The 24,551-nt window shown below is 70.2% G+C and carries 23 protein-coding genes; 14 read left to right on the forward strand and 9 right to left on the reverse strand.

All coding sequences use genetic code 11. The annotated features are described in order from the left end of the window. The first annotated feature begins 77 nt into the window (after positions 1–77). The 6 genes from ABT057_RS43100 to ABT057_RS43125 all read left to right on the forward strand — a co-directional run bounded on the left by ABT057_RS43100 (position 78) and on the right by ABT057_RS43125 (position 8,178). The gene (locus tag ABT057_RS43100) at positions 78–1,316 is read left to right on the forward strand and encodes a CoA transferase (protein WP_352349729.1); all 1,239 of its coding nucleotides are present in this window, start codon (positions 78–80) and stop codon (positions 1,314–1,316) included. Positions 1,317–1,454: 138 nt separating this feature from the next. Next, complete coding sequence (locus ABT057_RS43105) at positions 1,455–2,501, forward strand: ABC transporter permease (RefSeq protein ID WP_352349731.1); 1,047 nt, start codon at positions 1,455–1,457, stop codon at positions 2,499–2,501. 40 nt (positions 2,502–2,541) lie between these two features. After that, positions 2,542–3,822 carry a substrate-binding domain-containing protein gene (locus ABT057_RS43110; RefSeq protein ID WP_352349733.1) on the forward strand — a complete coding sequence of 427 codons (1,281 nt, stop codon included), beginning with the start codon at positions 2,542–2,544 and terminating at the stop codon, positions 3,820–3,822. Positions 3,823–3,911: 89 nt separating this feature from the next. Further along, a complete protein-coding gene (locus ABT057_RS43115) occupies positions 3,912–6,446 on the forward strand; it encodes an ATP-binding cassette domain-containing protein (RefSeq protein ID WP_352349735.1) in 2,535 nt (844 codons plus the stop codon). Between the two features lie 15 nt (positions 6,447–6,461). Further along, entirely contained in the window at positions 6,462–7,376 is a 915-nt protein-coding gene (locus ABT057_RS43120; RefSeq protein ID WP_352349737.1) for an SMP-30/gluconolactonase/LRE family protein, read from the forward strand. A 58-nt stretch (positions 7,377–7,434) separates the two neighbouring features. Beyond that, positions 7,435–8,178 carry an SDR family oxidoreductase gene (locus tag ABT057_RS43125; protein WP_352349739.1) on the forward strand — a complete coding sequence of 248 codons (744 nt, stop codon included), beginning with the start codon at positions 7,435–7,437 and terminating at the stop codon, positions 8,176–8,178. A 46-nt stretch (positions 8,179–8,224) separates the two neighbouring features. Here the strand turns inward: ABT057_RS43125 and ABT057_RS43130 are convergent, their stop codons facing one another. Then, complete coding sequence (locus tag ABT057_RS43130; RefSeq protein WP_352349741.1) at positions 8,225–8,500, reverse strand: HPr family phosphocarrier protein; 276 nt, start codon at positions 8,498–8,500, stop codon at positions 8,225–8,227. 372 nt (positions 8,501–8,872) lie between these two features. Here ABT057_RS43130 and ABT057_RS43135 point away from each other — a divergent pair, with 372 nt between their 5' ends. The 6 genes from ABT057_RS43135 to ABT057_RS43160 are packed head-to-tail and all read left to right on the forward strand — an operon-like array spanning position 8,873 to position 16,101. After that, positions 8,873–10,801 carry a glucose PTS transporter subunit IIA gene (locus tag ABT057_RS43135; RefSeq protein WP_352349743.1) on the forward strand — a complete coding sequence of 643 codons (1,929 nt, stop codon included), beginning with the start codon at positions 8,873–8,875 and terminating at the stop codon, positions 10,799–10,801. A gap of 30 nt (positions 10,802–10,831) precedes the next feature. Beyond that, positions 10,832–12,241: a glycoside hydrolase family 1 protein gene (locus ABT057_RS43140; protein ID WP_352349745.1), complete on the forward strand. Its 1,410-nt coding sequence runs from the start codon at positions 10,832–10,834 to the stop codon at positions 12,239–12,241. Positions 12,242–12,288: 47 nt separating this feature from the next. Further along, positions 12,289–13,137 (forward strand): PRD domain-containing protein, encoded by an 849-nt coding sequence (locus ABT057_RS43145; protein WP_352349747.1) that lies wholly within the window; start codon positions 12,289–12,291, stop codon positions 13,135–13,137. After that, the gene (locus tag ABT057_RS43150) at positions 13,134–13,403 is read left to right on the forward strand and encodes a PTS transporter subunit EIIB (RefSeq protein WP_352349749.1); all 270 of its coding nucleotides are present in this window, start codon (positions 13,134–13,136) and stop codon (positions 13,401–13,403) included. The genes ABT057_RS43145 and ABT057_RS43150 overlap by 4 nt, the downstream gene beginning before the upstream one ends. Then, on the forward strand, positions 13,400–15,079 hold the full coding sequence (ptsP, locus tag ABT057_RS43155) for a phosphoenolpyruvate--protein phosphotransferase (RefSeq protein WP_352349751.1): 1,680 nt from the start codon (positions 13,400–13,402) through the stop codon (positions 15,077–15,079). Before ABT057_RS43150 ends, ptsP begins: the two co-directional genes overlap by 4 nt. Continuing rightward, the gene (locus ABT057_RS43160) at positions 15,076–16,101 is read left to right on the forward strand and encodes a Gfo/Idh/MocA family protein (protein ID WP_352349752.1); all 1,026 of its coding nucleotides are present in this window, start codon (positions 15,076–15,078) and stop codon (positions 16,099–16,101) included. The genes ptsP and ABT057_RS43160 overlap by 4 nt, the downstream gene beginning before the upstream one ends. 71 nt (positions 16,102–16,172) lie before the next feature. Here ABT057_RS43160 and ABT057_RS43165 read toward each other — a convergent pair whose 3' ends face one another. The 8 genes from ABT057_RS43165 to ABT057_RS43200 form a co-directional block, all read right to left on the reverse strand. Then, positions 16,173–16,652, reverse strand: coding sequence for a hypothetical protein (locus ABT057_RS43165; protein ID WP_352349754.1), 480 nt, complete (start codon positions 16,650–16,652; stop codon positions 16,173–16,175). Between the two features lie 411 nt (positions 16,653–17,063). Beyond that, positions 17,064–18,497, reverse strand: a complete 1,434-nt coding sequence (locus ABT057_RS43170; protein ID WP_352349756.1) for an MFS transporter — start codon at positions 18,495–18,497, stop codon at positions 17,064–17,066. A 234-nt stretch (positions 18,498–18,731) separates the two neighbouring features. Then, a complete protein-coding gene (locus ABT057_RS43175; RefSeq protein WP_352349758.1) occupies positions 18,732–19,601 on the reverse strand; it encodes a helix-turn-helix transcriptional regulator in 870 nt (289 codons plus the stop codon). Positions 19,602–19,697: 96 nt separating this feature from the next. Then, complete coding sequence (locus ABT057_RS43180; protein ID WP_210584642.1) at positions 19,698–20,036, reverse strand: MoaF-related domain-containing protein; 339 nt, start codon at positions 20,034–20,036, stop codon at positions 19,698–19,700. 48 nt (positions 20,037–20,084) lie between these two features. After that, positions 20,085–20,786, reverse strand: a complete 702-nt coding sequence (locus tag ABT057_RS43185) for a type 1 glutamine amidotransferase domain-containing protein (RefSeq protein ID WP_352349761.1) — start codon at positions 20,784–20,786, stop codon at positions 20,085–20,087. Positions 20,787–20,815: 29 nt separating this feature from the next. Beyond that, a complete protein-coding gene (locus tag ABT057_RS43190) occupies positions 20,816–21,205 on the reverse strand; it encodes a nuclear transport factor 2 family protein (RefSeq protein WP_352349763.1) in 390 nt (129 codons plus the stop codon). Positions 21,206–21,248: 43 nt separating this feature from the next. Then, positions 21,249–21,848 (reverse strand): flavodoxin family protein, encoded by a 600-nt coding sequence (locus ABT057_RS43195; RefSeq protein WP_352349765.1) that lies wholly within the window; start codon positions 21,846–21,848, stop codon positions 21,249–21,251. A 120-nt stretch (positions 21,849–21,968) separates the two neighbouring features. After that, on the reverse strand, positions 21,969–22,826 hold the full coding sequence (locus ABT057_RS43200) for a helix-turn-helix domain-containing protein (protein ID WP_352349767.1): 858 nt from the start codon (positions 22,824–22,826) through the stop codon (positions 21,969–21,971). Positions 22,827–23,062: 236 nt separating this feature from the next. On the opposite strand from ABT057_RS43200, the gene ABT057_RS43205 reads away from it, so the two are divergent. Both ABT057_RS43205 and ABT057_RS43210 read left to right on the forward strand, forming a co-directional pair. Beyond that, positions 23,063–24,079, forward strand: coding sequence for a zinc-dependent alcohol dehydrogenase family protein (locus ABT057_RS43205; protein ID WP_352349769.1), 1,017 nt, complete (start codon positions 23,063–23,065; stop codon positions 24,077–24,079). An 86-nt stretch (positions 24,080–24,165) separates the two neighbouring features. After that, the gene (locus ABT057_RS43210; RefSeq protein ID WP_352349771.1) at positions 24,166–24,537 is read left to right on the forward strand and encodes a DUF2255 family protein; all 372 of its coding nucleotides are present in this window, start codon (positions 24,166–24,168) and stop codon (positions 24,535–24,537) included. Positions 24,538–24,551: the final 14 nt, after the last annotated feature.

Genomic DNA, 24,551 nt, shown 5'->3' on the forward strand with positions numbered 1-24,551 from the left:
AAGACAATGACACGGTCGTCAATAGATAGACGATTTCGGCGCTCTGCAGTGCGCTCGTCCCGCCGAAGGGAATCACGTTGACGCCATCCCTCCAGCCGCTCAGCGGTCTGCACATCGTCGAAGGCGCGTCCTTCGTGGCCGCACCGTCGGCCGGCCTGGCCCTCGCCCAGCTCGGGGCGGACGTCATCCGCGTCGACCCCCCGGGCGGCGGGAGCGACTTCCTGCGCTGGCCCCTCTCCCCCTCCGGGGACAGCCTGTTCTGGACCGGCCTCAACAAGGGGAAGCGATCGGTGACCATCGATCACCGCAGCGACCGGGGACGGGAGTTGCTGCTCGCCCTCGCCACCGCGCCCGGGGAGGGGGCCGGGATCTTCCTGGACAACATGGTCGGCCGGCACCGGCCCTCGTACGAGGAACTGCGCGCCCGGCGCGAGGACGTCATCCACGTGCACCTTCAGGGCAGGAGCGACGGGTCACCGGCCGTCGACTACACGATCAACGCGGAGGTGGGCGTACCGCAGATGACCGGCCCCCAGAGCACGGAGCAGCCGGTCAACCATGTCCTGCCCGCCTGGGACCTGCTGTCCGGCATGGTCGCGGCCTCGGGAATCCTGGCCGCCGTCCTCCATCGCGAGCGGGAGGGCCAGGGGGCGAAGCTCGAACTCGCCCTGGCGGACGTGGCGCTGGCGGGCGTGGGCACCATGGGATGGCTGGCGGAGGCGGAGCTGCGGGGCGGGCCGCGAGCCCGGCAGGGCAACCACATGTACGGCTCCTTCGGCGTGGACTTCGAGACCTCGGACGGCCGCCGGCTCATGGTGGTCGCCCTGACCGAGGGCCAGTGGCGCGCGCTGCGCGAGGTCACCGAGACGGGTGCCGTCTTCGCCGCGCTGGAACGGGTCCTGGGCGCGGACCTGAACCAGGAGAGCGACCGGTACCGGTTGCGGGAGACCATCGCCGCGGTACTGAGGCCGTGGTTCGCCCAGCGGGACCTCGGCACGGTGCGCGGGCTGCTGGATCGCGCGAGGGTGCTGTGGAGTCCGTATCTGGACATGGCCGAGGCGGCTCGGGCCGCGCGCGCCGACAAGACGTCGGTGGCCGTGGAAATGGACCAGCCCGGCATCGGTTCCCTGCTGGCCACCGGCCGGCCGCTGCGGTGGGACGGCGACGGGGCACCTCCCGTACCGGCGCCGCGCCTCGGCGAACACACCGAGGCCGTGCTGTCCGACGTCCTCGGTCTCTCCCCCGGGGAGATCGGCCGGCTGCACGACGCGGGCGTCATCGACGCGGGTGGCAACGCGGGCCACGTGCCCCGGTAGGCATCCCGGCATCAGCCTCGTCGGATTCCCGTCGAAACCCTTGACGGGCAGGTATTACGAGCATATGAATACGGTCTTACATTAGTCAGCTGCGCCGGAAGTATGGCAAAGGCGCCTGTGAAGGAAAGCGACCGGCTGATGAACGTGCAGAGCCAGGGCGTGTCCATGGAGACCGCCCCCCGATCGGACCGACTCACCGACCTGAAGTACCGCTGGCCCGCGCGTTACCGCGCGAGCTGGGCGGCCCTCACGGTCCTCACCGTCGCCGTCGTCCTCATCGCCCCGCGGACGCTGAGCAGCGCCTCCCTCGGGCTGGTGACCGCGCTGGCCGGGGTGCTCGCGATCGCGTCGCTCGGGCAGACGCTGATCATCATGCTGGGCGCGATCGACCTGTCCGTCTCGGCGATCATGTCGCTCTCCGCCGGGATGGTGGTCCACTACGGCGGCCCCGGGGCGAACGTCCCCGCGGTGATCGTGACGGCGTTGGCCGTCCCGGTCCTGCTCAGCCTGCTGAACGGCGTGCTCATCACGGTGTTCCGGCTGAACGCGCTGATCGTGACGCTGGCGACGTTCGGCATCGTCTCGGGCGGGATCAAGCTCTGGACCGGCGTCTCCCTGTCGCTGACGGGCAAGGCACCCGAGCCGCTGACGAACGTGGCGCAGAAGGAGTTCTTCGGCGTCAACGCCTGCTTCCTGTTCGCCCTCGTCGCCGCGGTCCTGCTCGCCGTGGTGCTGGGCAAGACCCGCTTCGGCCGCCGCATCGCGGCCGTCGGCGTCAACCGGCGGTCGGCGCGCGCGCTCGGCATCCGGGTCACCGCCGTGGAGCTGTCGACCTTCGCGCTGGCCGGGCTGCTCTACGGCGTCGCGGCGGTTCTCCTCGCGGGCTACATCGGCACACCGGACGTGGCCGCCGGCGCCCCGTACCAACTCGCCACCATCACCGTGGCCGGTATCGCGGGAGTCCTCTTCACCGGCGGACCGGTCAGTGTGGCGGGCGTCGTGTGCGCCGCCGTCTTCCTCCAACTTCTGGACCAGGCGCTGTCCATCCTCGGCCTCTCGGCCGGACAGCGCGTGGTCATCCAAGGTCTGGCGCTCGTGGTCGCCGTGGCCGCCATCACCATCGGCCAGTACGGCGCGTCAGGGCTCAGCCGTGGCATCAAGCTGGTCGGCCGCCGCGCGGGCTGACCACACCCGGTCACCCGCTCACGCACAAGGAGTCAAGCCAATGACAAAGGACAAGTCCTACCGCGCGGGTCCGCGCAGATCCCGCCGCGGTCTGACGATCGTCGCGGCCGCCGCGGCCGGCGCGCTCGCGCTGGCCGGATGTTCCAGCACGACATCGAACGGCTCAGCCGCCGCGGAGAAGACCGTGGCGCCCAGTACGTCCGTCTCCGTGAGCCCCAAGGCGGTGGCCGACACGATCAAGCGGACCTTCCTCAAGGACATTCCGCTCGACTCGCTGAACCCCGCGGTGCAGCGTGCGATGCAGACCGCCGCCGTCTCCGGCACCCCCGCCACGCAGGCGAAGCTCAAGGAGTGCCTGAGCACCAACGTCTGCGAGACCGGGCACGGATCGCTGACCATCGGGTTCCCGAACGACAACATCAACCCGTGGCGACAGACCTTCCGGGCCGAACTCACCGCCCAGGCGATCGCCTCCCCCGAGGTCTCCAAGATCATTTACAGCCTTTCGCCCGATGTGGCCGGCTACCTGGCGAACTTCAAGAGCCTGATCGCCCAGCGGCCGGACGTCATCGTCATGGACACGATCTGGGGCGGCGCGGTGCTGCCCGTGGTCCAGCAGGCCAAGGCGGCCGGGATCGTCGTCGTCCAGGTGGAGACGCCGGTGCCCGACGCGGTCGCGAAGGCGGTCGACGTCTACGCGCCCGCCGACCTCTGCGGTGCCTACACGGACGGCGCGAAGCAGGTGGCGGAGCTGGTCGGCAAGCCGGGTACGTACGGGCTGTACACCGGCATCCCCGGCAACGCGAGCGCGGCGGCGTGGCAGCCGTGCCTCAACAAGGGCCTGACCGGCGCCGGCTGGAAGAAGTCGATCGAGGGCTTCACACAGTGGACGCCACAGGGCATGGCGCAGGCGGGCAACTCGCTCTTCGCCTCGGGCAAGAACCCGGACGCGGTCGCCTACGACTACACGCTCGAGTACTTCGCCGCGCCGTACCTGAAGGCGAAGCGGACTCCGCCCATCCTGATGTCGGACGTCGTCAACTACGCCTACCTCAAGCAGGTCCAGGACGCGCAGGACGCCGGCACCAAGGTGACCGCGTTCTTCGCCAACAGCCGTGTGTGGTACGGCCGTATCGGTGTCACCGCCGGGATCATGAAGAGGCAGGGACAGAAGGTCGACCACGATGTCTCGATCCCGTACCCGATGGTGAACATCAACGACGTGCTTCCGCTGTACGACCCGGCCATGCCCGCGAACGCGCCGGTCCCCACCCTCTTCACACCTGACCAGGAGTCGGCCGTTCTCGCGGAGGGTTCGTGACCCGCGAAACGCTCGGCGGTCCCGGCCGGGTGGGCGTCGCCCCACCCGGCGGGACCGGGTCATCGATCCATCCAGTGGAGGAGTCCCCGATGGAGAAAACCCGGCTGCCGCTGGCTGTCGGTGAGGATGTCGCCTCGGCGGCGGCCGTGACGCTCACGGGAGTCTCGAAGTCCTTCCCCGGCGTCCGCGCGCTGTCGGATGTCGACTTCGACTGCCGTCCCGGTGAGGTCCATGCCCTGGTCGGCGAGAACGGTTCGGGGAAGTCGACGCTGATCAAGATCGCGTCCGGCGTCATCCAGGCCGACGCGGGCACCGTCGACATCGGTGGCGAGCAGCTGGGCACCGGCGGGGTCAAGCGCGCCCGGCGCCTCGGTCTGATGACCGCCTACCAGGACACCTCGCTCGTCACCGAGCTGAGCGTCGCCGACAACATCGCTCTCAGTTTCAACGCCGTCGGCAAGCCGAGGCCGGTCGATCTGGACCAGGTCCTCGCGCGCTTCCAGCTCCCGTTCGGGCAGTCGGACACGGTGGCCTCGCTGGGCCCCGGCGCACGCCAACTCCTCGAAGTGGCACGCGCGATGGCCCATCGCCCCCGCGTTCTGATGCTCGACGAACCGACGGCCGCACTCGACATGCGGCTGGCCGAACACCTCGGGGAACTCATCAGGCTCTCCCGGGACGAGGGCACCGCCATCGTCTACGTCAGCCACCGCCTGGCGGAGATCAGAAGGCTCGCCGACCGCCTCACCGTCCTGCGCGACGGCGTGGTCCAGGGGACGTACGCGTCGAAGGACTGGGAGATCGACGAGATCGTCGAACTCATGGTCGGCACCTCGACCGAGCTGGAGTTCCCCGCGCGCACGGCTCCCGCGTCACCCCCCACCCGACTGGACGTGCGCGACCTTCAGGGCCAGGGCTTCGGGCCCGTGTCCATCCAGGTCGGGGCGGGCGAGATCGTGGGGGTCGCCGGCGCCGAGGGCAACGGTCAGCGGGCCCTGCTGCGCGGCATCATCGGCATCGGCCTCACCGGCGGTTCGACCGGCGTCGACGGCAAGGCACTGAACCGGGTCACCCCGGCGACGGCACTCGACGCGGGCATCAGCTTCCAGAGCGGGGACCGGGCCGCCGAGTCGGTCTTCGCACCCATGTCCGTCATGGACAACGCGACGGCCCAGCTCGGCTCCGACGCCGGCCCCTCCGGCTCGTCCCTGACCCGCAGACTGCTTCCGGCCTTCCGCCGGGCGACCGACGAGCTGGGCATCGTGGCGGCCTCCCCGTACCAGCCCATCAGCGGCCTGTCCGGCGGCAACCAGCAGAAGACCGTCCTCGCCCGGCCCGCACTGCGGCCGCCGAAGGTGCTGGTCGTCGACGAACCGACGCAGGGCGTCGACGCCCGCGCTCGCATGGACATCTACCGGGTGCTCGCCGACGCGGCCGACGACGGGATCGCCGTCCTGGTCAACTCCTCCGACTCCGCCGAGCTCGCGGGACTCTGCGACCGGGTGTACGTCATGTCGCGGGGAACCGTCGTCAGGGAACTGACCGGGACGACGACCGAGAGCGAGATCGTACGAAGCTTCGTCAGCGCGACCGACGTGGCGGAGGCCGACGGGCCTGCCGTGGCCGCGGGCGGCGGGCTGCTGCACCGGATGTTCGGCCGGCTCGCCGCGCACCTGCCGATCGCCGTGCTCCTTGTGCTGATCACGGTCGTCTCCCTGTACACGGGCGCGCACTCGGACGTCTTCTGGACCCGGACGAACCTGGCCAACCTGCTCATCCTGACGCTGCCGCTGGGCTTCGTGGCCCTCGGGCAGCAGGTGACGATGCTGGCCGGACTGCTGGACATATCGGTCGGCTCCACGATGAGCCTCACGGTCGTCCTCGCGTCGATGACCCTGCCCGACCTGTATCCCTCGTCCCTCCTCGCCACACTCGGCGTGCTGGCGCTGGCGGTGATCGCGATCGCGGGCTTCAACAGCCTGCTCATCGAGGTCCTCAAGGTGACACCGATCGTGGCGACGGTGGCGACCATGGGAATCGTCCAGGGCATCGCCATCGTCCTGCGCCCACAGCCGGCCGGAATGATCGCGCCCCAGCTCGTGTCCCTGGTCTCGCAGGGCATCGGCTTCGTCCCGGCCGCGTTCATCGGCCTCGTCGCCATCGCGCTCGCCATGGAGTTCTGGCTCCACCGGGCGCGCCGGGGCCTGGCCCTGCGAGCGGTGGGCTTCGACGGCGAGTCCAGTCGTCGCGTCGGCGAGCGGGTCTCGGCCGTCCACGCGGCCAGCCTTCTCGTCTGCGCCCTCGGGGCCGTCATCGGCGGCGTCTTCCTGGCGAGCCAGACCGGTCTGGGTTCCAATGATGTGGGAGCGGGCTATGTGCTGCCCTGCTTCGCCGCCGTCTTCCTCGGCGGAGCCGTCCTCTCCGGAGGCCGCGGCTCCTTCGTCGGAGCGCTGCTCGGGGCACTGTTCCTGGGCCTGCTCAACAACGTGACCCCACTGCTGAACATCCCGGACGCCTGGCAGCAGATCATCTACGGAGGCATTCTGCTGTTCGCGATCGCGTCCTACGTATCCCTCGAACGCACCCGCAGCCGACGCGCCAGCCTGGCTGCCCGGCCCACATAGCCGCGGAGGACGACCGTGACGCACCGCATCAGCACCCTCATCCCAGGCCGGACCTTCATCGAGGCGCCGCGTTGGCACGAGGACCGGTTCTGGTTCTCCGAGCTGTACACGCACAGCGTGATGTCCGCGCGCGAGGACGGCTCCGATCTGCGCGTGGAGGCGACCGTCCCGGCGCAGCCCTCGGGACTGGCCTGGCTCCCCGACGGCCGGCTGCTCATCGTGTCGATGCGGGATCGCAGGCTCCTGCGTCGCGAGCCGGACGGCACCCTCGTGGTCCACGCCGATCTGAGCGGACACGTCGAGAACTTCTGCAACGAAGTCGTCGTCGACCGGCACGGCCGTGCCTACGTCGGCGACTTCGGGTTCGACCTCGACCACCATCGCCCGCTCGCGCCCGGATCGCTGCACCGTGTCGACCCGGACGGCCGGATCACCCGGGTGGCCACCGATCTGTGGTTCCCGAACGGGTGCGTGATCACCCCGGACGGCGTCCTCATCGTCAACGAGACGTTCGGCAACCGCATCACCGCCTTCGACCTCACCGACGACGGCCTGCTCGTCAACCGCCGTGCGTGGGCCCGGTTCGGACCGCTGCCCACGACAACGGACTTCGCCGCCGCCGCCGCGGAGTTCGTCGTCCAGCCGGACGGCATGTGCGTCGACGCCGAGGGCGCGCTGTGGATCGCCGACCTCGCCGCGGAGAAACTCCTGCGCCTGCGTGAGGGCGGCGAGGTCATCGACGAGATCTCGCCGGGCATGATGCCTTTCTCCGCCGCCCTCGGCGGCAGCGACGGCAGGACCATGTTCATCTGCGCCGCACCGAACTTCGACGAGACCGAGCGGCGCACCACCACCCTCGCCGCGGTCCTGACCGCGCGCGTGGCGGTAGGGACGACGCCGACGGGCGCGGTGAGCCGAGCGGCCGGTTGACCGACCGCGATACACAGGATCACTTTGCGCAGTAAATGAAATGAGAAAGGAATTCGGCATGCCCGAACTCACCGGGAAAAACGTCCTCATCACCGGCGCCCTCGGCACCATCGGGCGGGCTCTGGTCGCCCGCTACGCCGAGGAGGGCGCCAATATCATGGCTCTGGACCGACCGGACGCACCCGATCCGCAAAAGGTCCTGGACGGCATCGCCCCGGGTGTGCGCTATTTCGCCGCGGATCTGAACGACCTGACCGCTCTGGAAACCGATGCGGCGGCCCTGGCCGACGAAGTCGGCGGGATCGATGTATTGGTCAACAACGCCGCGCTGGTGATATTCAAGCAGCATGACGAATTCACGATCGAGGAATACGAGGACCAGGTGCGGGTGAACTCGTCCGCCGCCTTCGTCCTCTCCCGGGTCTGCTCCAGGCACATGAAGGAGAAGCGCTACGGCAAGATCGTCAACATCACCTCGCTCACCCTGACGGGCCGCTGGGACGGCTACGTGCCCTACATCGCCTCCAAGGGGGCCATGTACGGCCTGGTCAAGGGGTTGGCCCGGGAGCTCGGCGCACACCTGATCAACGTGAACGGCATCTCGCCGGGAGCCGTGGTGTCGGAAGCCGAGTTCCGCGACCGGGGTGACAAGCGCGAGGAATACCACCAGTGGATCCTCGAGAACCAGAGCCTCAAGCGCCGGATCGAGGCCGTCGACATCGCCAACGCCGCGGTCTTCCTCTCCACTTCGCAGTCGGACCTGATCTCCGGGCAGAACATCCAGGTCGACGGCGGCTGGTAGGCCGTCGGCTGTCCGTGGGCCTCGGCCCACGGACAGCCGACGGGTGTCACGGCGCCGAAACCGTGTCCAGATCGCTCTCCAGCAGTTCGCCCAGCTCGCGCAGCGCCTGGTCGGCATCGGCCCCCTCGGTGCGGAGCAGTACCTCGTCCCCTTGGCCGGCTCCCAGACTCATCACCGCGAGGATGCTGGCAGCGTCCACGGTCACGTCTCCTCTGGTGAGGGTCGCGCTCGCGGTGCTCTTCGCCGCCGCCTGGACGAACAGGGCGGCCGGACGGGCGTGCAGACCGGACCGGGAGCCGATGGTGACTCGGCGTTCAGGCATGTGTGGGGTCCTTCCATGAGTCCGTCGAGCGGGACGCGGACACGCCAACAGAAAAGACCCGGAGCCGCCACCCTCGGGGGTGGGGCTCCGGGTCTTGCCTGATCGCGTCAGTGACAATCCCGCGGGCCGAGCATAACCCGGCGACCCCGTCTGCCGGAAGTATGGACAACGCCCGCATCGGAGGCTAAAGTCCCCGGCCAAGGACGGAGTGTCCTGCGGATTTCGGGATTGTTACTCGGGTTTTCGACCCCCGAGGCAAAACCCGGATTCCGGTCCGTGTCCCCTTGCGGGGTGCGGACCGGAATCCGGGTTTTTTTGTTCCCGCGCAGGGCGCCGGTACCACTGTTACGGCAGCTCGACGAGGAGTCGGCCATGAAATACCAGGAAGTAGCGAGCGGCATCCTTGAGGGTGTCGGCGGCGAGTCAAACGTGAGATCGGTGGAGCACTGCAACACCCGTCTGCGGTTCTCACTGATCGACCGCTCGAAAGCGGACAAGGCCGCGGTGGAGACCGTCCCCGGAGTGATCGCGGTCGTGGACAGCGGCGGCCAGTTCCAGGTGGTCGTGGGCAACCGGGTCCGGGAGATCTACACCGAACTCGGTCTGGCCGAGCGGCAGGCCGGGGACTCCGAGGACACCCGTCCGGCGGCCGGCGGCCTCGGCGCTCGCGTGATCGAGCTGATCACCAGCATCTTCACCCCGGTCATCTGGGTGCTCGCCGGTTCCGGTCTGCTCAAGGCCCTGCTCGCGGTCGGCGCCAAGCTCTCACCGTCGTTCGGCGGTTCGACCACGTACGCGATCCTGTTCACGGCGGGCGACGCGGTCTTCCAGTTCCTGCCGTTCCTCCTCGCCGTCACGTCCTCCCGCCGCTTCAAGGCCGACCTGATGACGGCCCTCGCCCTCGCGGGCTCTCTCGTCTACGCCAACACCCTCGGCGTCCTGCCGGGGCCCGACGGCACCACCCAGACCCTCCAGGCCTTCTACAACGGGGGCGGCGACCTCACGTTCGCCGGGATACCGGTCGTCATGATCGCCTACCTGGGCTCGGTGATCCCGATCATCGTCGCCGTCTACGCGCAGTCGCACCTGGAACGACTGCTCAAGCGGGTGATCCCGGACGCGATCCGCAACTTCTCCGTACCCCTGGTCACGCTGGTGATCATCGTGCCCGTGACCTTCCTCGCCCTCGGCCCGGTCGCCCACTACGTGGGTGTCTGGCTGTCGGACGGAGTCGACTGGCTGTGGGGCCTCTCTCCGTTCGCCGGCGGCATCATCATCGGCGGCCTGTGGCAGGTGTTCGTCATGTTCGGCCTGCACTGGGGCTTCGTGCCCGTGATCATCCAGCAGGTCACCACGGAAGGCGTGTCCATGCTGGTCGGGCCGACCTTCGCGGCCGTCTTCGCCCAGGGCGGCGCGGTCCTGGCCGTGTTCCTGCGCACCCGCAACCCGCAGATCAAGGCCGTGGCGGGCACCGCCTCCATCTCGGCGCTCCTCGCGGGCATCACCGAGCCGGCGATCTACGGCGTGACCCTGCGCTACAAGCGCCCCTTCGTCATGGCGCTGATCGCGGGCAGCATCGGCGGCGGCATCATCGGCGCGAGCCACTCCGCTCCCTCGTCCCTCGTCCTGCCCGGCGGCATCACTCTCGGCTCGGCCGTGGACGTGGGCAACTTCGGCCTGCTGCTGATCGGTTCGGCGGTCGCGGTCGTCCTGGGCTTCGTGCTCACCTTCGTCACCTTCAAGGAGCGGGAGCTGACCGCCCCGGCCGACACGCCGGCCACGCCGAGCACGGCCGACCAGCCGGAGCCCGCCACTGGCACCGCCTCGGCATCCGTCGCCGTGGCGGTACGGACCAAGCCGCTGGAGCTGCTCGCGCCGGTCGCCGGCACGGTGGTGGCCCTCGCGGACGTGCCCGACAAGGTCTTCGCCTCCGGCGCGATCGGTGACGGAGCCGGTCTGGCCCCCGCGGGCGGTGAGGTCCGGGCGCCCCTCGACGCCACGGTGATCACGATGATGCCGCACGCCTACGGGCTGCGGACGGACGACGGCGTCGAGGTCCTCGTCCACGTGGGCATCGACACCGTCAAGCTCAAGGGCCGCCACTTCCACCCCGCCGTAGCCGAGGGCGACCGGGTCCGCCCGGGTGACCTGCTCGTCGAGTTCGACCCCGAGGCCGTACGCGACGCCGGATGCGACCCCGTCACCGTCGTCCTGGTGACGGCGAAGGCGGGCTACGCCGAGGTCGAGTCCAAGACCGGTGACCTGCTGACGGGCGACGCGTTCCTGACCCTCCAGCCCTGATCGACGACCATCCCGTACGGAGTTGACGACATGACCGATCTCCCCCGCCTTCGTCCCGGCTTCCTGTGGGGCGCCTCCACCTCGGCCTACCAGGTGGAGGGCGGCTGGGACGCCGACGGCAAGGGCCCCTCGGTACAGGACGCCCGCACCAACATCCCCGAGGGAACCACCGACTTCCGGGTGGCCGGTGACCACTACCACCGCTACCAGGAGGACGTCGCTCTCTTCGCCGAACTGGGCCTGAAGGCGTACCGGTTCTCGATCGCCTGGACCCGCGTCGTCCCGGACGGCGACGGCCCGGAGAACCCGGACGGCATCGCCTTCTACCACCGCCTCATCGACGAACTGCTCGCCCACGGCATCGAACCGGTCGTCACCATGTACCACTTCGACCTGCCCCAGGCGCTCCAGGAGAAGGGCGGCTGGTCCTCGCGCGCCACGGTGGACGCGTTCGCGCGCTACGCCGGCATCCTCTTCCGGGAGTACGGCGACAAGGTCCGGTACTGGCTGACGATCAACGAGCAGAACATGATGATCCTGCACCCGGGGGCGATGGGCCTGGAGCGGGAGGACACCGTCGAGGCCCGGCGCGACCTGTACCAGCAGAACCACCACATGCTGCTGGCGCAGGCACGGGCGATGGCCCTGTGCCACGAGACGCTGCCCCAGGCCAAGATCGGCCCGGCGCCGAACATCGTCTCCATCTACCCGGCCTCCAGCGCCCCCGAGGACGTCCTGGCCGCCGACGACTTCTCCGCCATCCGCAACTGGCTCTACCTGGACGTCGCCGTACACGGCCGCTACAACCCCACCGCCTGGGCCTATCTCACCAGCAAGGGCATCCAGCCCGCCTTCGCCGAGGGCGACCAGACGGTGCTGGCCGCCGCCCGCCCCGACTTCATCGCCTTCAACTACTACGCCACGCACACGGTGGCGGCGCCGTCGGGCGGTGCCGAGGACGTGGGCGACACGGGGGACGCGCTCGTCTCGCTCGGTGAGGCCGGCGTCTACCGGGCGGTACGCAACCCGCACCTCAAGACCAACGACTTCGGCTGGGAGCTCGACCCCACCGGCTTCCGGATCACCCTGCGCGAGATCCACGACCGCTACCGGCTGCCGCTGCTGATCACGGAGAACGGCCTGGGGGCGTACGACACCCTCGAGGACGACGGCACGGTGCACGACGGCTACCGCATCGAGTACCTTGCCGAACACATCCGGAACATGCAGCTCGCGGCGGGTGACGGCGTGGACATCATGGGCTACTGCCCCTGGTCGGCCATCGACCTGGTCTCCACACACCAGGGCGTCCGCAAGCGCTACGGCTTCGTCTATGTCGACCGGGACGAGTTCGACCTGAAGGAGCTGGCCCGGGTGCGGAAAGACAGTTTCTTCTGGTACCGGGACGTCATCGCCCGCAATGGTGTGTCGGCGTCATAACGACGTCCCTGCAGCAGGTCCGCCGCCGTGCGACCGAGGAGCCGCGCGTGAGAGTAGTCAAGGTCTTCAACAACAACGTCGTTCTGGCCGCCGCGAACGACAGCGACGACGTGGTCGTGCTCATGGGGCGCGGCCTGGGCTTCGGCGTCCGGGCGGGCCAGGACATCGACGCCGGGCGCGCGGAGCGGACGTTCGTACCGACGGCGGGCCAGCCGCCGGAGCGGATCGCCCGCTTCCTGGAGGAGATCCCGGCGGACCACCTGGGCGTGGCCGAGGACATCGTCCGTCTGGGGCGGTCGGAGCTGGGTGACCACATCGGGGGCCATGTGGTCATTCCGCTCGCCGACCATCTGTCGTTCGCCCTGCGCCGGGCGCAGGGCGGGCTGGAGATCGCCTATCCGCTGCGGGGCGAGGTGCTGCACTTCTACCCCCGCGAGGTCGCCGTCAGCAGGCGCGCCATCGAGCTGGTCGCCGACCGGCTCGGCATCCGCCTGCCAGACATCGAGGCCATCCCGCTCGCCCTGCACTTCGTCAACGCCCAGTTCGAGGCTCCGGATCTGGGGAAGGTGGTGAAGCTGACCGAGACGTTCACCGTCGTGCTCGCCGAGACCGGCACGTTCCTCGGCACGCCGGTGGACGGCGACTCGCTCGAAGCGGCCCGGTTCATCACCCACCTGCGTTATCTCGCCAGTCGGCAGGAGAGCGGAGCGACGGCCCCGGACACCTTCGACTCCCTGCACGACAGCCTGCGCGCGAGCCACGCGCGTGAGGTCGCCTGCGCCGAGCACGTCGGGCGCGTCCTCGAAGAGCGCTTCGGCTGGACGCTGGGCCGCGACGAGGTGCTCTACCTCGCGCTCCACATCGGCCGTCTCACCGCGAGGAGCCGAACCCCGTGACCGCGCCCGGACCCGACTTCGCCCGCCAGGTGATCCGTCTGGTCGGCGGCGCGGGCAACATCGACGCCCTCACCCACTGCCTGGCCCGGCTGAGGTTCGTCCTGCACGACGACACCCTGGCCGACGACGCGGCGCTTCAGGCCCTGCCCGAGGTGGTCGTCGTCGTCCGCCAGGGCGGACAGCTCCAGCTCGCCCTGACCTTCCCCGTACCCACCGCCCACGCGCAGGTCGCGCGTCGTCTCGTAGCGGAAAGGAACGACCTATGAGTCCCGCCGCCCTCGCCGGGCTGGGAGTGAGCCCAGGGGTCGTCACCGGCCCCGTGGCCCGCCTGGGGCGCCCGCCCCGGCCGCCCGTGGACGAACAGCCCGCGGCGGACGTCGAGGCGGCGGCCCACCGTGTCGTCGAGGCCTTGGAGACGGTGGCCCGGCAACTGGAGGAGCGTGCCGAACGCACCCGGGGACCGGCGGCCGACGTGCTGCTCGCCACCGCCCTGATGGCCCGTGACCCGTCCCTGCCGACGTCCGTCCGCGCCCGGTTGGAGGCCGGCCTGCCCACGGCGGCCGCCGTCGACGCAGCCTTCGAGCAGCACTGCGAGGCCCTCGCCCGCGCGGGCGGCTACCTGGCCGAGCGGGCCGCCGACCTGCGGGACGTACGGGACCGTACGCTCGCCGTTCTCCTGGGTGAACCCATGCCGGGCCTGCCCGACCCCGGGCACCCCTACGTCCTGGTGGCCCACGACCTCTCCCCCGCGGACACCGCCGCACTGGATCCGGCGCGGGTGCTGGCCCTCGTCACGGAGGCGGGCGGACCCACCGGCCACACCGCGATCCTCGCCAAGGGACTGGGGATACCAGCCATCGTCCGGTGCCCGGCGGTGACGGCGGTGCCGGAGGGCACGCAGGTGCTGGTCGACGGCTCCGTCGGCACAGTGACGACCGCCCCCGACCAGGAGACGGTCCACGCGGCGCGGGCCCGCACACGGGCGCGGCGCACCTTGGCCGCCTCGCACCACGGCCCCGGCCGGACGGCCGACGGGACGCAGGTCGCCCTGCTGGCCAACATCGCCACCCTGGAGGACGCACAGCGCGCCGCGGTCGCCGACTGCGAGGGCGTCGGACTCTTCCGCACCGAGGGGCCCTTCCTCGACCGGCTCACCGCCCCGGCGCGGGAAGAGCAACAACAGGTCTACGCCGAGGTCTTCGCCTTGTTCACCGGGCGCCGGGTGGTCGTACGCACGCTGGACGCGGGCGCCGACAAACCGCTGGCGTTCGTCCCCCACGGGGCGGAGGAGAATCCGGCACTCGGCGTGCGCGGCTACCGGGTGACCCGGCACACTCCGGAGCTGCTCGATACGCAGCTCGCCGCCCTCGGCGCCGCCGCACGGCAGACCGGGACCGACGTGCGTGTGATGGCGCCCATGATCTCGACGCCCGCCGAGGCCCGGAGCTTCACGGAGGCGGTCCGCCGGACCGGCCTCCCGGTGGCGGGCACCATGATCGAGGTACCGGCTGCGGCCCTGCGTGCCCGACAGCTCATGCGCCACACGGACTTCGTCTCGATCGGTACCAACGACCTCGCGCAGTACACCCTCGCCGCCGACCGTACGATCGGCATGCTCGCCGACCTGCTCGACCCCTGGCAGCCGGCCCTGCTCGACCTCGTCGAGCGAACCGGCACAGCCGGCGAGAGCACCGGCACCCCCGTCGGGGTCTGCGGCGAGGCCGCGGGTGACCCCTCGCTGGCCTGCGTGCTCGTGGGCCTGGGCGTGCGGTCGCTGTCCATGGCGCCCGCGCTGCTGGCCGACGTACGCGTGGCCCTCGCGCATCACACGCTCGACGACTGCGGGCGCATGGCACGAGCGGCTCTCGACGCGGACGACGCGGCGGGTGCCCGTCAGGCCGTACGAGCGCTGCTGTCCCCGGTGTTGAAGGAGCACCTGTGACACCCCTGCGCGTGGGACTGGTCGGCTACGGCATGGCGGGCGCGGTCTTCCACGCGCCGCTCATCGCCGCAACACCCGGGCTGGAACTGACCGCAGTCGTGACCGGCCGGGCGGCTCGCGCCACCGCCGCCCGTGAGCGGTACCCTGGCATCGCCGTGCTCCCTGGGCTCACGGACATGCTCGCCTCCCGCAGACCCGACCTGGTCGTCATCGCCTCGCCCAACCACGTCCACGTAGAACAGGCCCGCATGGCACTGGAGGCCGGTGTCCACGTCGTCGTCGACAAGCCCGTCGCCCCGGCCGCGGCGGAGGTCCGGGAACTGGACCGTCTGGCGCGGGAGCGGCGGAGGGTGGCGGCGGCCTTCCACAACCGCCGCTGGGACGCCGACTTCCGCACCCTGCGCGCCCTGCTCGACGCCGGCCGCCTGGGACGGGTCCAGCGGTTCGAGTCCCGCTTTGAGCGGTGGAGCCCGGTCCCGTCCGGGGGCTGGCGCGAGTCGGGCGACCCGGCGACGGCCCCCGGTCTCCTCTACGACCTGGGGACCCACCTCGTGGACCAGGCGCTGCACCTGTTCGGCCCGGTATCGCGGGTGTACGCCGAGGCCGACGTACGACGTGCCGAAGTCGAGGCGCCCGACGACGTGTTCGTCGCGCTGCGCCACCTCGGAGGCGTGGTGTCGCACCTGTGGATGAGCAAGGTGGCGGCGGCACCCGGATCGCGTATGCGCGTCCTCGGCTCGGAAGCGGCCTTCGTGGCGCACGGCCTCGACGAACAGGTCGCCGACCCGAACAGCCCGAGGACCGGCACCGGTCAGCGGGCCGTGCTCACCCGCGGCGCCGAGGAGAAGCCCGTCACCCTGCTCCCCGGGGACTATCCGGACTTCTACCGCGGGATCGAACGCGCGATCCGAGGCGAGTGCGCACCGCCCGTGACGCTGGGCGAAGCAGCGGTCGTTCTGGACGTCATCGAGAAAGCAATCATGAGCAGCCGGACAGGGACCGTCGTCGACGCGCCCCTGTGAGTCGGCCCGGTTCGCGTGCCGAGAAGCCTCCACCTCCGTGGCGAAGACGGAGTTGTCGGGGCCTGTGCAGCTCACCCCCGCGACAGCGCCCCGCCGGAGTGTTCGGAAGCCGACGACCGGCGGCGCCGGTGCCGGACAACCAGGACGGAGCCGGCAAGCAGGCCGAGGGAGGCGAGAGCCATCTGGCCGGCGAGGGACGGACAGTCCGACGGAGTGTCGTAGCCACCGTCCTCGAGACCCGCCTGACGCTCGAAGTGGTTGAACGCGCCGGGAAAGAACGCCTCGTCGAGGGCGTAGAGCGCGGGAAACGCGGCGGGCCCGGCGGCGAGTGAGAAGCCCGCCCACTGGTCGGCGTGGCGGGCCTCGTGCTCTGCCAGGCGGTGCGCGCGGGCCGTTTCCGTCTCCATGCGCTGGTCGGTGAGGAAGACCGTGCCGAACATGGTGCCGGCACGGACGACCCCGTCGTCCAGAACCACGGCGGTCGTTCCGTTGTCGCCCTGGTACACCTCACCGCCCTGGCCCATGCCGTAGAGGAGGGCAGCCCCGGACACCGGCGCGTTGACCACCTACGAGCGGCTTCCCACTCACCGGCACCCCTGGCGGCCTGGGCGGACGGTGCCGGGCCGGTGCGGAACTCGCCGACGGAGCCGGCCGCCGTGAAGGACACCGCGCACACCAGTTGCACCACCGTCCCGGCGACGACCACCGCCACCCGCCGCCGGGACGGCATGCGACCGCGCAGCGTTCCCACGGCGGCGAGGACCAGACCGAGCAGGCCGCCGCAGATCAGACAGGCGGCCCACCACAGCGCGCTGAGGGTCCGCGGGTGTCCCGGCCGTGTGGCGGAGGGCTGTTGGTCCGGAACGGCCCTCTGCCGCGGTGGGACGAGCGTTGGGGTGGTGGGCCGGGTCAGTGTGGATGTGGACATGGGGATATCTCGGCGTCGGGGTGGATGGCTTCGCTCATCGCGCTGCGGCGCGTCGCCGCAGTCGCAGCACCGGGACCAGGTTCAGCAGCAGCCCGATCGCCGCGACGCCAGTGACCAGGTTGAGGCCGGGGCGGTAGGCGGTGAAGTCGGCGCCGCTGTCGCCCGCTTGGGCGATCACGGCCGTGAGAACGGCGAGGACGAGGGCCGCGCCGACCTGGCCGGAGGTCTGCACCAGGCCGGAGGCGAGGCCCTGTTCGGAGTCGTCGATGCCTTCGGTGGCCTGGGCCATGATGGCGCTGTAGCCGAACGCGAAGCCGCCGCCGAGGAGCAGCAGGGACGGGAGCATGGCGGTGACGTAGTCGGGTGAGGAGCCGGCCGTGGCCAGGAACCAGACGTAGCCGAGGGTCAGCGAGGTCATCGAGGTGATGATCAGTGGTGCCGTGCCGAAGCGGTTGACGAGTCGGCCGGTGAGGGGCGAGCCGACGGCGACGATGAGGCCGACCGGCAGCAGCGCGAAGGCCATGCGCAGGGGCGACCAGCCGAGCCCGTCCTGCAGGAACAGCGTCATCATGAACTGGAAGCTGAGGTAGGAGCCCATCAGCGCGACGATGCTGAGGTTGGCCCGGACCGTGGTGGCCTTGCGCAGGATGCCGAAGCGGACCAGCGGGTGCCGGACCCGCTGCTCGATCAGGACGAAGGCGATCAGCAGCAGGGCGGCGACGCCGAAGGCGGCGAGGGTCGCGGCGGAGGTCCAGCCCGTCTGCGGGGCGGTGACCACGGCGTAGACCGCGAGCAGCATGCCCGCGGTGAGGGTGACCGCTCCGGCCGGGTCCTGGCCGCCGGTCTCGGTGCGGCGGTCGCGCGGAATCAGGATCAGGCCGACGACCAGCGCGAGCAGGGCGAGCGGGACCGGCATGAGGAAGGTCCAGCGCCAGCCGATCCCCGTGAGCAGACCGCCCAGGATCAGGCCCGAGGAGTAGCCCAGGGCGCCAAAGAGGCTGAAGACCGACAGCGCCCGGTTGCGCTGCGGGCCCTCCGGGAACGTCGTGGTGAGGATCGACAGGCCGGCGGGCGCGGTGAAGGCGGCCGCCACGCCCTTGACGAAGCGAGTGGCGATCAGCAGCGAGCCGCTGTCGACCAGACCGCCGAGCAGCGAGGCGGCGGCGAAGACGGCCAGCGCCATGAGGAAGACGCGGCGGCGTCCGAGCAGGTCGGCTGTGCGGCCGCCGAGCAGCATCAGGCCGCCGTAGCCGAGGACGTAGCCGTTGATGATCCACTGCAGGGAGCCGGTGGCCATGCCGAGGTCGTGGCCGATGGAGGGCAGGGCAACGCCGACCATGGAGACGTCGAGGCCGTCGAGGAACAGCACCAGGCACAGCACGGCGAGGACGGCCCAGAGGCGGGCGGTCCAGCGCGGTTCGGGGACGATCGAGGGCAGCGTCCCGGGGCGGGACTGGGTCAGGGACATGGGGAGGTGGATCTCTTTCCTGGCGGATGAGCAGGCAGGTCGGACGCCTCGGCGCTGAGGAAACCGGTTCTGCCGGTGGGAAGAGGGCCGGACCGGGGGCGGGGACGCGCAGCGCGGTGGGCCTGGTGACGAGCGTGCCAGGAGAGCCGGACACGAAAAAGGGAGAGCCTCTTCCTAGGCGCGGGGCGCGTAGGAGGAAAGGCTCCCCCTTTGAAGGGAATACCCGGGCGACGGTCAGGCGGAGCTGCCGCTGGTCGAGTGGCTGGGGTCCGCCGCCCAGGAGGCCAGCATGCGCAGGCTGTCGTGGGTGGGCGTGCCGGATTCAGCGGTCCACACGATGATCGCCAGGTCGGGATCGGCGGCCCAGGTGACGGCGTTCCAGTCGAGATGCAGGTCGCCCACGACAGGGTGGCGCAGGTGCTTGGTCCCGGTGTCCCGGACGGCGACGTTGTGGGCTGCCCACCACTGACGGAACTGCTCGTCCCGGACCGAGAGTTCGCCCACCAGAGCGGCGAGCTGTGTGTCCCCGGGGTTGTTGGCGTTGTGCATCCGCATCTGGGCGATGGCCAGCCTGGTGACGCCCTCCCAGTCCGCGTACAGCTCGCGCATCGCGGGGTCGGTGATGAGCAGCCTGATGTAGTAGCGCTGCTTCTCCGGGATCTTCCCGAAGTCGGTGATCAGAGCCGCGCCCATGGCGTTCCAGGCGACGATCTCGGTGCGCGGCCCGATCACGAAGGCGGGAGTGTGCGCCATGTCGTCGAGCATGCGCTGCAACTGCGGCTGCGCCTTGAGGCGTGGCTGCCTCCGGGGAGGGCGGAATTCGTCCTTGACCGCGAGCTCGTACAGGTAGGCGCGCTGATCGTCGTCCAGGTGCAGCACCCGGGCCAGGGAGTCCAGCACGGACGGCGAGGGCTGGATACGGCCCTGTTCGAGGCGGGCGTAGTAGTCGGTGCTGATGGCCGCCAGTACGGCGATCTCCTCACGGCGCAGGCCCGCGACGCGACGCGGGCCGCCGTCGGGCAGGCCGACGGCGGCCGGGTCGAGCTCGGCGCGGCGCGCCTTGAGGAATTCCCCCAGATCATGGCGGTGAGGATCGCGGTTCATGCCACCACCCTGGCATCGGAAAGCGCTGTTGTCAGGGGGACAGATTTGTCCCTGGAAGTTCTCACCGTCAAGAGGCCGCGCTACTGTCCTGCGGGATCAGCGGACGCGGCTCCACTTTCCGTGGAGCTGGACGAACTCGCCACCGATGACGGAGCTGGCCATGCAGGTGCCCTCGGTGTAGTCCTCGATGTGGGTGACGTGGTCACCGGCGTCGGGCTCGGTCCATCGCACGACGAACAGGCCGTCGCGGAGCTGGGTGGTGGTGTACTCCATCGTCTGCTTACGGCCCTTGATGGCGCCGCCCGTCACCTCGAAGCTGACCTGGGTCGCGGAGTCGAAGGTGATCTCCACCGTGAAGTGGCCGAGCGGGGTGTCGGGGCCGAGGTCCGCCAGCCAGGTCTGGCCGACGCTGGGGAGAGTCGCGTTGCTGTCCATCGGTACTACCTCTTTCTTTGAGCGTTCGAGCGGTGGTGCGGGGTGTTGTCAGCCGAGGGTCTTGACGACTTCGTGGGCGAGCGGGACGGCCGAGGCGGGGTTCTGGCCGGTGATGAGGGTGCGGTCCACCTCGAGGTGGGGGGCGAAGTTCTCCTCGCCCTTGTGGTAGTCCGCGCCGACGTCCGCGACGAGACGGTCCTGCAGCAGCCACTTCGCCCGGTCCGCGAGGCCGTTCTGGATCTCCTCGGAGTTGGACAGACCGGTCAGGCGGTAGCCAGCGAACGGGGACTTGCCGTCGGCGTCCACGGTGGACAGCAGCGCGGCCGGGCCGTGGCACACCAGCGACACGATCTTGCCGGAGGCGAGCCAGTCGCTCAGCAGCTTGCCGGCCGCGGGGTCGTCGGACAGGTCCTCCATCGGGCCCCAGCCGCCGGGCACGAACACGGCGTCGTAGTCGTCGATGTTCACGTCCTCGATGCGGACGGGGTTCGCCAGTTCGGTGGCCTCGCGCAGGGCGGTCTTCATCTGCTCGGCGCCCTCCTCGCCACCGTTGAAGTCCGGCGTCAGGCTGAGGGCGTCGGCGGTGGGCGGGACGCCGCCCGGGGTGGCTGCGGCGATCTCGTAGCCGGCCTTCTTGAAGACGCCGTACGGGCCGATGGCCTCCTCGGCCCAGAAGCCGGACGGCTGCTCGAACCCGTCGGCCAGGGTCCAGTGGTCGGCGGCGGTGATGAGGAAGAGGATCTTCGCCATGGAATGCTCCCTGGGGTGAGTGCGGGCGGTCAGTTGTTCGCGGCCTGCTGGACGACGTGGCTGTCGGCGGCCTGGATCAGGTGGGTGAGCTTGCCGTCGCCGACCGTCCACAGGTGGATGAAGCGCGCGTCGAACTCGGCGCCGGACTTGGACACCGCGTGGTAGTGACCACGCACGAAGACGTGCTCACCGGCGTCGTAGAAGTCCTCGGCCACCGCGCCGAAGGAGGTGAAGCGGGGCGCGAGCCGGCCGAAGAAGTCGCCGCCGGCGCTGGCCCAGGTCTTGTAGACGCCGCCGTAGGGGAAGCCGGGGGTGATGTCCCAGACGATGTCGGGGTCGATGACATCGGCGACCACGTCCGGGGCCATGCCGGAGTCGTAGAGGCGGCGGACGAGAGCGAGGTTCGGGGAGTCGGACACGGTACTGCTCCTTTGCGGGTCAGGCTGCGGGTGAGTTTTGAGGTCAGGCGGCGAGGGCGGCACGGCCGGCGCGGAAGAAGGCGGTCTGCTGCGCGACGCGGGCGCCGAGGCCCTCGGCGGTGGCAATGTCCGACTTGTGAACCGCCTCCGGACCAGCATCGACCGGAGTCTGAGCACCTGCGCCGACGAAGTAGCCCAGACGGTTGATGTCGTTCTCACTGCCTTCGGTGGAGGCCCAGCCCGGCTGGACGCCGAGGCTGACCCAGTGCATGCCGTGCTGGGCGGCCATGGTGAAGAAGTAGCCCAGGGTCGAGGACTTGTCGCCGTTCTTGGCACCGGAGTTGGTGAAACCGGCGGCGATCTTGTCGGCCCAGGTCTGGGTGTACCAGCGCTTGCTGCTGGCCTCGGCGAAGGCGTGGAAGGCGGCGGAGGCGGTGCCCATGTAGGTGGGGGCACCGAAGACGATCGCGTCGGCGGCGTCCAGCTGCGCCCACTGCTCGTCGGTGATCGTGTCCACGGGGATGGAGATCACCTCGGCACCGGCTTCCCCAGCACCGCGGGCCACGGCCTCGGCGATGACGGCGGTGTGGCCGTAGCCGGAGTGGAACGCGACGGCGACCGTGGGGCGAGAGGTGGAGGACATGGGGGTATTGCTCCTCGAAAAGGATTGCGTGAATCGTGCTCTGGAAGCATGGCACGGAATTCGACAGCGAAGGTAGGAAGGATTCGTCCCTGGCTTTACGCCAGGAATCACCTGCCGATTTTACGAATTCATGGCGCGGGTCGCCGCCCAGGAGGAAAGGAAGCGCAGGCCCTCGTATGCGCGCGAGTCGGGTTCGGCGCTCCAGACGATCAGCCGCTGATCGGGGTCGGCCACGCAGGTGAGGGCGTCCCAGGAGAGGCGGAGTTCACCGGCGACCGGGTGATCGAACACCTTGGTGCCACCGGTCCGGGGCACCGCAGGGCGGCCCCCCCACCACTGGCGGAACTGGTCGTCCTGCACCGACAGCTGACCGACGAGGTCGGCCAGTCTCCGGTCGTCGGGACAGACCGCGGCCTGCTGCCGCAGCACGGCCACGGCGTTGCGGGCGGAGTCCTCCCAGTCGGCGTACAACGTTCGCATGGCCGGGGCGGTGAAGAGTTGCCGGACGTAGTTGCGCTGCTGCTGGGGGATCTTCGCGAAATCGGTACCGAACAGAGCGGCGGCCATCGGGTTCCACGCCAGGATGTCCAGGTGCCGGCCCAGGATCACGCCGGGGGCCACGCTGAGCTCGTTCAGCACGGTGCGCAGCCTGGGGTGTGCCTTCTGCGGGGCCCGCCGCCGCGCCTGACCAGCCGACTTTCCGGCCAGCTCGAACAGATGGTCTCGCTGGTTGTCACTGAGGTGCAGGACCCGGACCAACTCGGCCAGAACGGACGCGGAGGGGGCTGTACGGCCCTGCTCCAGGCGGGTGTAATAGTTGGTGCTGATGGCAGCCAGCACGGCCACCTCGTCCCGGCGCAGCCCGGCCACGCGGCGGCGCCGGTCGGTTTCAGGCAGACCGACCGTACGGGGGCTGAGCTCGGCCCGGCGGGCCTTCAGGAATTGACCCAGCTCCTTACGGTGCGCACTGCTGTTCATACTGGCCAGTGTGCGCTGTCCGCCACTCGGCTGGGTAGGAAGGTTTTATCCCTGGATACCTCTCTCCCGGGGTGGAATTCTCCTCTGTACGGGCCCTGCGGGCGGTGACAGAGTCAGAGACCGACAATTGTTTATTGCAGGCCGTCGGCGCTTCTGTACACCCTTTTGACCTCCGTCGACGAATCCGGCACGTCCGGGTGACACCGCTGCCCGAGAAACGCATCAGGAGAAGAGACATGCGCGCAACCGTGATCCACGCCCCCGGTGACATCCGGGTGGAGGACGCCCCCGAGCCCAAGATCCTCAAGCCGACGGACGCGATCATCCGCACGGTCGCCACCTGCGTCTGCGGCTCGGACCTGTGGCCGTACCGCGGCCTGGAGCCGGTGGGCGACCCGCACCCGATGGGGCACGAGTACGTCGGCATCGTCGAGGAAGTCGGCAGCGAAGTCGCCAACGTCAAGCCCGGCCAGTTCGTGGTCGGCTCCTTCGCCACCTCCGACAACACCTGCGCGAACTGCCAGAAGGGCTGGCAGTCCTCCTGCCTGAACCGCGAGTTCATGGGCACCTGCCAGGCCGAGTACGTACGCATTCCCAACGCCCACGGCACCCTGGTCGCCACGGACGACCACCCCTCCGCCGAGCTCGTGCCCGGCCTGCTCGCCGTCTCCGACGTGATGGGCACCGGCTGGTGGGCCGCCCTGGCCGCCGAGGTCAAGCCGGGCTCGACGACCGTGGTGGTCGGTGACGGAGCCGTCGGCCTGTGCGGGGTCATCGCCGCGAAGGAACTCGGCGCCGAGCGGATCATCGCGATGTCCCGGCACGAGTCCCGGCAGAAGCTCGCCCTGGAGTTCGGCGCCACCGACATCGTCACCGAGCGCGGCGACGAGGGCATCGCGCGCATCAAGGACCTGACCGGCGGCATCGGCGCCGACTCCGTCCTGGAGTGCGTCGGCACCTCCCAGTCCATGAGCCAGGCCCTGCACTCCGCCCGCCCGGGCGGCAACGTCGGCTTCGTCGGCGTCCCCCACGAGGTCGCCGTCGACGGCCAAGAGCTGTTCTTCTCCCAGGTCGGCCTGCGCGGCGGCCCGGCGCCCGTGCGCCGCTACCTGCCCGACCTGATCGACCGTGTGCTGTCCGGCCACATCAACCCGGGCAAGGTCTTCGACCTCACCCTGCCGCTGGAACAGGTCGCCGAGGGCTACAAGGCGATGGACGAGCGCCGCGCCATCAAGGCCCTCCTCAAGCCCTGACCCGGTCGCCTCGTGGGCGTGAGCTGCGCCGCCGCGCTCACGCCCACGAGGGCACCCCGCCGCACGGTCGTGAAGGAGACACGCCCATGACGACCTGGACGAACGACGAACTGACCCGGATCGAGCACGCCGAGGAACTTCAGATGGCCCCCGCGCGCAGCGACGGAACGCCACGCACACCCGTGCCGATCTGGGTCGTCCGCGACGGAGACGACCTCTACGTCCGCTCCTTCCGCGGCAGCGCCGGCGCCTGGTACCGGGCGGCCCGGGCCAGCCACGAGGGCCGTATCCGCTCGGGCGGCGTCGACAAGGACGTCGCCCTCGTCGAGGTCACCGACCCCGGCGTCAACGACCGCATCGACACCGCCTACCGCACCAAGTACGGCCGCTACGGGGCGCGTTACGTCGATCCCATGGTGGCCTCGCGGGACACGACCCTGAAGCTCGCACCCCGCTGAACGGCGGCTCTTTC

Origin of the sequence: Streptomyces sp. NPDC002588 (assembly GCF_040295925.1) — a bacterium.
Classification (GTDB): domain Bacteria; phylum Actinomycetota; class Actinomycetes; order Streptomycetales; family Streptomycetaceae; genus Streptomyces.

What these genes read in the sequence shown, in the direction of transcription:
- ABT057_RS43180 (WP_210584642.1), bottom strand. Translation starts at nt 20,036, where the DNA reads ATGGACAGCAACGCGACTCTCCCCAGCGTCGGCCAGACCTGGCTGGCG.
- ptsP (WP_352349751.1), top strand. Translation starts at nt 13,400, where the DNA reads ATGAGTCCCGCCGCCCTCGCCGGGCTGGGAGTGAGCCCAGGGGTCGTC.
- ABT057_RS43210 (WP_352349771.1), top strand. Translation starts at nt 24,166, where the DNA reads ATGACGACCTGGACGAACGACGAACTGACCCGGATCGAGCACGCCGAG.
- ABT057_RS43110 (WP_352349733.1), top strand. Translation starts at nt 2,542, where the DNA reads ATGACAAAGGACAAGTCCTACCGCGCGGGTCCGCGCAGATCCCGCCGC.
- ABT057_RS43205 (WP_352349769.1), top strand. Translation starts at nt 23,063, where the DNA reads ATGCGCGCAACCGTGATCCACGCCCCCGGTGACATCCGGGTGGAGGAC.
- ABT057_RS43195 (WP_352349765.1), bottom strand. Translation starts at nt 21,848, where the DNA reads ATGTCCTCCACCTCTCGCCCCACGGTCGCCGTCGCGTTCCACTCCGGC.
- ABT057_RS43135 (WP_352349743.1), top strand. Translation starts at nt 8,873, where the DNA reads ATGAAATACCAGGAAGTAGCGAGCGGCATCCTTGAGGGTGTCGGCGGC.
- ABT057_RS43125 (WP_352349739.1), top strand. Translation starts at nt 7,435, where the DNA reads ATGCCCGAACTCACCGGGAAAAACGTCCTCATCACCGGCGCCCTCGGC.
- ABT057_RS43130 (WP_352349741.1), bottom strand. Translation starts at nt 8,500, where the DNA reads ATGCCTGAACGCCGAGTCACCATCGGCTCCCGGTCCGGTCTGCACGCC.
- ABT057_RS43200 (WP_352349767.1), bottom strand. Translation starts at nt 22,826, where the DNA reads ATGAACAGCAGTGCGCACCGTAAGGAGCTGGGTCAATTCCTGAAGGCC.
- ABT057_RS43105 (WP_352349731.1), top strand. Translation starts at nt 1,455, where the DNA reads ATGAACGTGCAGAGCCAGGGCGTGTCCATGGAGACCGCCCCCCGATCG.
- ABT057_RS43115 (WP_352349735.1), top strand. Translation starts at nt 3,912, where the DNA reads ATGGAGAAAACCCGGCTGCCGCTGGCTGTCGGTGAGGATGTCGCCTCG.
- ABT057_RS43170 (WP_352349756.1), bottom strand. Translation starts at nt 18,497, where the DNA reads ATGTCCCTGACCCAGTCCCGCCCCGGGACGCTGCCCTCGATCGTCCCC.
- ABT057_RS43185 (WP_352349761.1), bottom strand. Translation starts at nt 20,786, where the DNA reads ATGGCGAAGATCCTCTTCCTCATCACCGCCGCCGACCACTGGACCCTG.
- ABT057_RS43140 (WP_352349745.1), top strand. Translation starts at nt 10,832, where the DNA reads ATGACCGATCTCCCCCGCCTTCGTCCCGGCTTCCTGTGGGGCGCCTCC.
- ABT057_RS43175 (WP_352349758.1), bottom strand. Translation starts at nt 19,601, where the DNA reads ATGAACCGCGATCCTCACCGCCATGATCTGGGGGAATTCCTCAAGGCG.